Below are 7248 nucleotides of genomic sequence, written 5' to 3'. Positions count from 1 at the left end.
TCTCCCTGCTCCTCGCCGGGCTGACCGACGCGAGCGTCGCCAAGCAGCTCGACCTGGGCCTGCGGACCGTGCAGCGCCGGGTGAAGCGGCTGATGGAGCTGACGGGCGTGACGACCAGGCTCCAGCTGGGCTGGCACACGTACGAGAAGGGCTGGGTGGCCCGGGAGCGACAGGACTGACCTGCGGTTTCGCCCGCTCTACCGCACTCTGGACAGATGGGAGCGTGGGAACTCCTGCTGGTCGGGGTTGTGCTGCTGCTCGGCCTGAGCGGAGTGCTGGTACCCGGCGCGCCGGGGTCGTGGCTGGTGTGGGCCGCGGCCCTGTGGTGGGCGTTCGAGGATCCGCAGGCGCTCTCCTGGGCCGTGCTCGTGGGCGCCACGGCCGTCCTGTTCGTCGCCCAGGTGATCCGCTGGCGGCTGCCGCCGCGCCGGCTGCGCGCGAGCGGCGCCACCCCGCGCATGGCGGCGTACGCCGGCGTCGGGGCCCTGCTCGGCTTCTTCCTCCTGCCCGTGCTGGGCGCGATACCCGGCTATGTCGGCGGCGGCTATCTCGCCGAGCGACTGCGGCTCGGCGGACACGGGGAGGCGAAGGCGTCGGTCCGCTCGGTGATGCGGGCGGGCGGGACCAGCGTGCTGGTGGAGCTGTTCGCCTGTCTGCTGATCGCGGGGGCGTGGCTGGGAGCTGTGATCTGGGGACCGTGATCCCAGGCCGCACCCTTCGCCCGCGCCGCGGCACGGCGGTTCCGTTGCGCACGACCCACACATCGGATCTCTCCCTTTATATTGACGCCATCTCGCACCTTCTCTACGTTGCGGCTTGGGATAGCTCCGATGAATCTCCGGAGTGCATGGAGTGGTTCATGGAGCGCACGCAGTGGAACGAGCCGCCAGGAGGCGCAATGCCCAGCCCGTCCAGACGAACCGTGCTCGCCACCGGGTCCGCCCTCGGCGGGACACTTCTCGCCACCGGCCTCCCGGCACAGGCGGGCGCGGCCGACCATGGGGCCGACCATGGAAGCGCCCCCTCCGACGCGTACGCCCCCTCCACGTCCTCCGACCCCTGGCGAACCGTCCTCGACGACGCCGACCTGGTCTGGGAGCGGATGCCGAAGACCTGGTACGAGGGCCCGTACATGGGCAACGGCTTCCTGGGCTCCGGGATCTACGCCGAACCGGGCCGGGAGACCGAGGCCGTCCGCTTCAACATCCAGCACTCCGAAGTACAGGACCACCGCCCGCAGTTCGGCTCCCTCTTCGGTCTCGCGCGGCTGCCGATCGGCCACTTCACCCTGGAACCGGTGGGCACGATCACCGGCCTCGACTGGCGACTCGGGCTGCGCGACGCCGAGTTGACCGGCACGCTCACCACGGACCGCGGCACCCTCGCGATCCGCGCTCTGATCCACACCACCCGCTCCGTACTCGCCGTCGAGGTGACCCCGAGCAGGGGCGAGCGCGACTTCCGGTGGGTGTTCCACCCGGCGGACGCGATCAGCCCCCGTGCCGCCTTCAAACCGGTCCCGCCGGGATACACGGGCAACCCGCCCGCCGGGATCGAGCAGCACGACGGCGTCTCCGCGGCCGTCCAGCCACTCCTCTCCGGCGGCCAGCACGTCACCGCGTGGCGGGAGCGGACACTGGGCTCCCGGCGGACCCTGTACGTCAACGTCGCGCACTCCTACCCGAAGTCGACGGCACTGCGGCAGGCTCTCGCCACTGTTCGCGCGACCGTCCTCCTGCCGTACGACGCACTGGCGTCGACTCATCGCGCGTGGTGGCACGCCTTCTACCGCAAGAGTTTCCTCTCCCTTCCGGACGCGCGCATCCAGCGCTTCTACTGGATCCAGCTCTACAAGACGGCGTCCGCGGCCCGTCGTGACGCTCCCGCGATGGCCACGAGCGGCCCCTGGCTTGAGCCCACGCCCTGGCCCGCGACCTGGTGGAACCTGAACGTGCAGTTGGAGTACTGGCTGATCCACGGCTCCAACCACCTCGAACTCGACGCCGTGACCCGGTCGTTGAGCGAGTTCCGCGACCACCTCAAGGCCGAGATGGCGCCCGCCTACCGCTCCGACTCTCTGGGCATCCCGCGCACCACCGACGCCTCGCTGGTCAACGGCGGTGCGACGGACCCCGTACTCGGCTACGGCGTCGGCATCCCCGGCCAGGACCCGCCGACTCCCGAGGTCGGCAATCTCGTCTGGGCCCTGCACAACGTCTGGCTCAGCTACCGCCACACCATGGACAAGTCGATCCTCCGGGACGTCCTCTTCCCGCTCCTGCGCAAGGCGGTCAACTACTACCTGCACTTCCTGGAGCCGGGCACGGACGGCAAGTTGCACCTCCCGGCGACCTTCTCACCCGAGTACGGCGGCAACTCCCGGGACTGCAACTACGACCTGATGCTGCTCACCTGGGGCTGCCGTACCCTCCTCGATTCCGCCGAACTCCTCGGCGTCGACGACGAGTTGGCGCCCCGTTGGCGTGAGGTCCTGGCCAAGCGGGTCGCCTACCCGACCGACGCGAACGGCTTCATGATCGGCGCGGACATCCCCTTCGCGAAGTCCCACCGCCACTACTCCCACCTCCTGGCCGTCTACCCGCTGTACGAGCTGACGGGTGACACCCCGGACGAGAAGGCCCTGATAGAGAAGTCGTTGGCCCACTGGGTCGGCTTCGAGGGCGCCCTCCAGGGGTACACGTTCACGGGCGCCGCCTCGATGTCGGCGCTGCTCGGGAAGGGTGAGGACGCGCTGTCGTACCTGGGCCGGCTGATGGCCCGCTTCATCCAGCCCAACACCATGTACAAGGAGTCGGGCCCGGTCATCGAGACCCCGCTCTCCGCCGCCCAGTCGGTCCACGACATGGTCTGTCAGTCCTGGGGCGACGGCAGCAGCGTCATCCGTGTGTTCCCCGCCCTGCCCGCCGCCTGGGCCGACCTGACGGTGCACGACTTCCGCACCCAGGGTGCCTTCCTGCTCAGCGCGGTGCGGAAGGGCGGGAGGACCCGCTGGGTGCGGCTGGTCAGCGAGGCGGGTGCCCCCTGCGTCGTACGGCATGGGATCGCGGGCGCGATCGAGGTGCGGGACGGGCGTGGACGGCCCCTGCGGTTCACCGATGTGGGTGGCGGGGCGATCCAAGTCGCCCTGCGCAAGGGCGAGTCGGCGCTCATCACCGGCAAGGGCGACCGGCCTGATTTGCGCATCGTCGCCGTCGAGCCGAACGAGGAAGCGCCGCGGTGGGGGCTGCCGGCCGTCGCTCCGTGAGCTATCCCGCCCTCGTGAGCTATCCCGCCAGCGCCTTGAGGTCGATGCTGTCGGCGAGCGCCCGCATGCCCGCGTCGTTGAAGTGGAGGTGGTCGCCGGGATCGTAGGCGGCCAGCATGCGGGACGGCCTGGACGGGTCGCGGACTACGGCGTCGAAGTCCGCGACCTCGTCGAACAGGCCATCGGTACGGATGATCCGGTTGACCTCCTGTCGTACGCGCTCCCGCTTGTCCGTGTATCCGCCGTAGCCGCCGAACGGGGTGAGCGTGGCCCCCACGACCCTGATGCCGCGGGCGTGGGCCCGCCGCACGATCTCTCGGTACGCGGCACCGAGTGCTGCCGGGTCGGTCTGGTTCGGTGCGCTCTTGATGTCGTTGATGCCCTCCATCACGATCAGCGTGCGCACGCCTGTGCGGGAGAGGACGTCGGCGTCGAACCGGGCCAGGGCGCTGGGGCCCCGGCCTTCGAGGAGCAGGCGGTTTCCGGCTACTCCCGCGTTCAGGACGCCCTGTTGACGACGCGCGGGCAGAGCGCGGAGGCGCTCTGCGAGGCGGTCGGGCCAGCGTCTGTTGGTACTCGGTGTCGAGCCGGAGCCGTCGGTGAGGGAGTCGCCGAGCGCGACCACGCTCCCTGCGGGCTCCGGGCGCCTTACGTCGACGCCTGTTACGTAGTACCAGGAGCGTGTCGTCGCCGTGAACGCCGTGCCCCTCATGTTGGCGACCCGATTGCCCTTCGGCGCGATGAAGTTCGTCTGCAGGGCGTCTCGGTGGTACGTGGCCGGGCCCGGGTCTCCGGGCGTGTGGAGGGTGACGAGGAGGTTCGTGGCTGCCGGAACCGTGAGCGTCACGGCGTCGCTCACCGCGTCCCTGCCCACCGGCACGGTGACCTTCTTCCGGCCGCCGAATGTGAGTGTGCGCATCGTGCCGGGGAGGGCGTCCGGGCTCTTGGCGGCGTTGCGCGCCTGCCGGGCGAGGGTGGCTCCGCCGAGGGTCAGCGGGAGCGTGCCGAGGCGGTTCGAGATCCGTACGCGGACCGCCGTGCCGCCGACGCTCGTGTGCACGATGTTGCGGATCGAGGCGCCGGGAAAGGCGGGTGCGGTACCGGAGGCCGAGCCCTCCCAAGTGCCCGTCCAGTGCGCGGGGGCCGTTCGCGCGAGGGGCTCCCGGCCTCCGTGGGCGACCCCCGTACCCATCAGCGTGAGCGTCAGCGCTCCGGCCATGGCAACCAGCGTCTGTCTGACCATGACCATGCGTCACTGCCTTCCGCCGACGGAGCCCGGCCAGGTGCGGGTCTCCGGACCTAGGGCCAGGATCCGATGCGGAGGACGTGAAATCCGTGTTTGGCTGCAGCTATGACCGCATTCAGTGAAGCCGAACGGGTGTACCTAAAGTCCCAGCGGCTGGGTCGGCTGGCCACCGTCGATCAGCATGGGCAGCCGCAGGCCAACCCTGTGGGCTTCTTTCCGCAGGACGACGGCACGATCCTCGTCGGCGGATACGCCATGGGCACCACCAAGAAGTGGCGCAACCTCCAGAAGAACCCCAAGGTCGCCCTCGTCGTCGACGACATCGTGAGCCTCCGGCCCTGGAAGGTGCGCGGTGTGGACATCCGGGGTGAGGCCGAACTCCTCACTGGGCCGCATGAGTTGGGGCCGCACTTCAGTGAGGAGCTGATCCGGATTCATCCTCGGCGGATCCACAGCTGGGGGTTGGAGGAGGACTGAGGGCTGGGCGGGCCGCCTCTATTGTCCTTCCAGCCTCAGCAGCTGGAGCTTTCGCTCCAGACCGCCCGCGTAGCCCGTGAGCGATCCGTCTGCGCCGATCACCCGATGGCACGGGCGGACGATCAGCAGCGGGTTGGCACCGATCGCTCCGCCTACGGCACGCACTGCGGCACGTGACGCGCCGATCCGTGCGGCGATCTCTCCGTACGTGGTGGTCGCCCCGTACGGGACCGAGTCGAGCGCGTCCCAGACCTGCTCTCGGAATGCGGTACCGCTTGTCTTCAACTCAAGCTGGAACTCCTTGAGTTCACCTGCGAAGTAGGCCGCGAGCTGGTCTCGGGCGTCCCGGAAGAGGTCGGGTGCGGGGCGCCAGTCCGGTTGGACTGTGACGCCGCCCTTTTGTCCTGGCACCGAGAGGGATGTCAGGGCCCCGGACTCGTCTGTGGTGAGCAGGAGTTGGCCGACGGGGCTGTCGAGCTGGGTGTAGTGGACGTTCGTCATGATCGGTGCTCTTCCAGCTCGCTCGTGATGGGTGGGGTCTGGCCGGCCGCCCTCAGATGGTGCAGGGCGTAGGAGCGCCAGGGGCGCCAGGCGTCGGGGACGTTTTCGTGCGGGGGTGCCACGTCCGGGTCTCCGAGGGCGCGGGTGCGGATGACTGCCACGGTCTGTGGATCCATGCCGGGCAGGGCTCGCAGCGCGGTCTGTGCCTCCTCGCGGTCGGCGCCCGGGTCGAGCCTCAGGCTGCCGTCGGCGAGCGCTGTGGCGAGGGCGCCCAGCGTGCCGCCCGTCTCCGCGAGTGCGGCCGGCTCGGGGAAGACATGCGTGAGCGTTCCGCAGGGGGCGTCCAGCAGCTTCCCGTACGCCCTGACGAGGCGCTCTGCCTCGTCCCGGCCGACCAGTGCGCGCACGGCCAGTTCTTCCGGGTCGGCGGCCCCGGGCGAGCGCAGTCCGGGCCTGGCGGCCACCAGCGGTGCCAGTCGTTCGTCGGCTCCGAGCCGCTCGTCCACGGCGTACGGATCGGAGTCCAGGTCGAGGAGCCGCCGCAGGCGCTGCACTGCGGTGGTCAGATCGCGCAGGTCGGTGAGGTGCAGCCTGGCGTCCAGCCAGCCGCCTGCGTGGGCGGGGGCCCCGGACAGCCGCTCGCCGACGGCCACGATGCCGGTGCCGTACGGCAGCCGCAGGGTCCGCCGATAGGTGCGGGAGCCCGCGCCACCGGTCATCTCTTCGATACCGGCGACGGCCTCGGCGGCCAGCAGGTCGAAGACCTCACCGGCCTGGTACGGGCCGCGGTAGGCCAGGCGCAACGGGATCCCTGCCGACGGCGTGGCCGCACGGCGCGAGGCGGCGCCACGGCGGGGTGCGGCTTCGCGCAGCTGGGTCGGGGTCGAGGCGTACACCGTGCGGATCGTGTCGTTGAACTGCCGCACGCTCGCGAACCCTGCCGCGAACGCGATCTCTGTGATCGGCAGCTGTGTTGTCTGGAGCAGCACCCTCGCGGTGTGGGCCCGCTGGGCGCGTGCCAGGGCCACCGGGCCTGCGCCCACCTCCGCGGTGAGCTGGCGCTGTACCTGGCGGGCGCTGTAGCCGAGTCGCACGGCGAGTCCGGCGACTCCCTCGCGGTCCACGACTCCGTCGCCGATCATCCGCATCGCGCGTCCTACGACGTCCGCGCGTACGTTCCACTCGGCGGAACCCGGTACGGCGTCCGGGCGGCACCTTCGGCAGGCCCGGAACCCGGAACTCTGCGCGGCGGCGGCCGTCGCGTAGAAGCGGACGTTCTCCCGCTTCGGGGTCACCGCGGGGCAGCTCGGCCGGCAGTAGATTCCCGTCGTCTCCACCGCGAAGAAGAACTCCCCGTCGAACCGGGCGTCCCTGCTCCGCACGGCTCCGTACCTGGTCTCTTCGTCAATCACCCCTCCAGTCTGCGCCACCGTCACGCGGTCGACTGGCGGATATCGGACGTGACGTTCGACGTCGGTGGGTGGGGCGGGGCCGTGCCGGTGTGTCACGTTCGCGACTGCTGGGCGTACGGCCCTGAGTTTCATTGGTGACCGTTTCCAGCGGGAGCCGTACGTCGCGAACGTTGACACACCGACACGGCCCCGCCCCAGTCACGCCGACACCTACGGCCAGACGAAAACAGCCACCCTCAGCCCTCTCTCCCAGCCCCTCCCCCTCCCCCTCAGGGGCGCGAGGAACCGCGCACTCCCGCCACAACAAAGCCGCACCACCACACCGGCTCCAACCCCACCCACCCAGG

6 protein-coding genes are annotated in these 7248 nt (G+C 70.4%); 3 read left to right on the top strand and 3 right to left on the bottom strand.

All coding sequences use genetic code 11. The features are described 5' to 3' along the window. Window positions 1-215 precede the first annotated feature (215 nt). Both AOK17_RS45800 and AOK17_RS45795 read left to right on the top strand, forming a co-directional pair. Window positions 216-701 (top strand): DUF456 domain-containing protein, encoded by a 486-nt coding sequence (locus AOK17_RS45800; protein ID WP_055618576.1) that lies wholly within the window; start codon window positions 216-218, stop codon window positions 699-701. A 158-nt stretch (window positions 702-859) separates the two neighbouring features. Next, the gene (locus AOK17_RS45795; protein WP_245697820.1) at window positions 860-3265 is read left to right on the top strand and encodes a glycosyl hydrolase family 95 catalytic domain-containing protein; all 2406 of its coding nucleotides are present in this window, start codon (window positions 860-862) and stop codon (window positions 3263-3265) included. Window positions 3266-3284: 19 nt separating this feature from the next. Here AOK17_RS45795 and AOK17_RS45790 read toward each other — a convergent pair whose 3' ends face one another. Then, window positions 3285-4484: an SGNH/GDSL hydrolase family protein gene (locus tag AOK17_RS45790; protein WP_245697818.1), complete on the bottom strand. Its 1200-nt coding sequence runs from the start codon at window positions 4482-4484 to the stop codon at window positions 3285-3287. A gap of 132 nt (window positions 4485-4616) precedes the next feature. Between AOK17_RS45790 and AOK17_RS45785 the strand changes: the two genes are divergently transcribed. Then, complete coding sequence (locus tag AOK17_RS45785) at window positions 4617-4988, top strand: PPOX class F420-dependent oxidoreductase (RefSeq protein ID WP_055618573.1); 372 nt, start codon at window positions 4617-4619, stop codon at window positions 4986-4988. 18 nt (window positions 4989-5006) lie between these two features. Here AOK17_RS45785 and AOK17_RS45780 read toward each other — a convergent pair whose 3' ends face one another. Next, complete coding sequence (locus AOK17_RS45780) at window positions 5007-5489, bottom strand: methylated-DNA--[protein]-cysteine S-methyltransferase (protein WP_055618572.1); 483 nt, start codon at window positions 5487-5489, stop codon at window positions 5007-5009. Next, window positions 5486-6898 (bottom strand): DNA-3-methyladenine glycosylase 2 family protein, encoded by a 1413-nt coding sequence (locus AOK17_RS45775; RefSeq protein ID WP_055618577.1) that lies wholly within the window; start codon window positions 6896-6898, stop codon window positions 5486-5488. Before AOK17_RS45775 ends, AOK17_RS45780 begins: the two co-directional genes overlap by 4 nt. Between the last annotated feature and the right edge of the window lie 350 nt (window positions 6899-7248).

It is taken from the genome of Streptomyces phaeochromogenes (assembly GCF_001418655.1).
GTDB classification, from domain to species: domain Bacteria; phylum Actinomycetota; class Actinomycetes; order Streptomycetales; family Streptomycetaceae; genus Streptomyces; species Streptomyces phaeochromogenes.
This window is presented reverse-complemented; position numbering and strand designations above follow the sequence as displayed.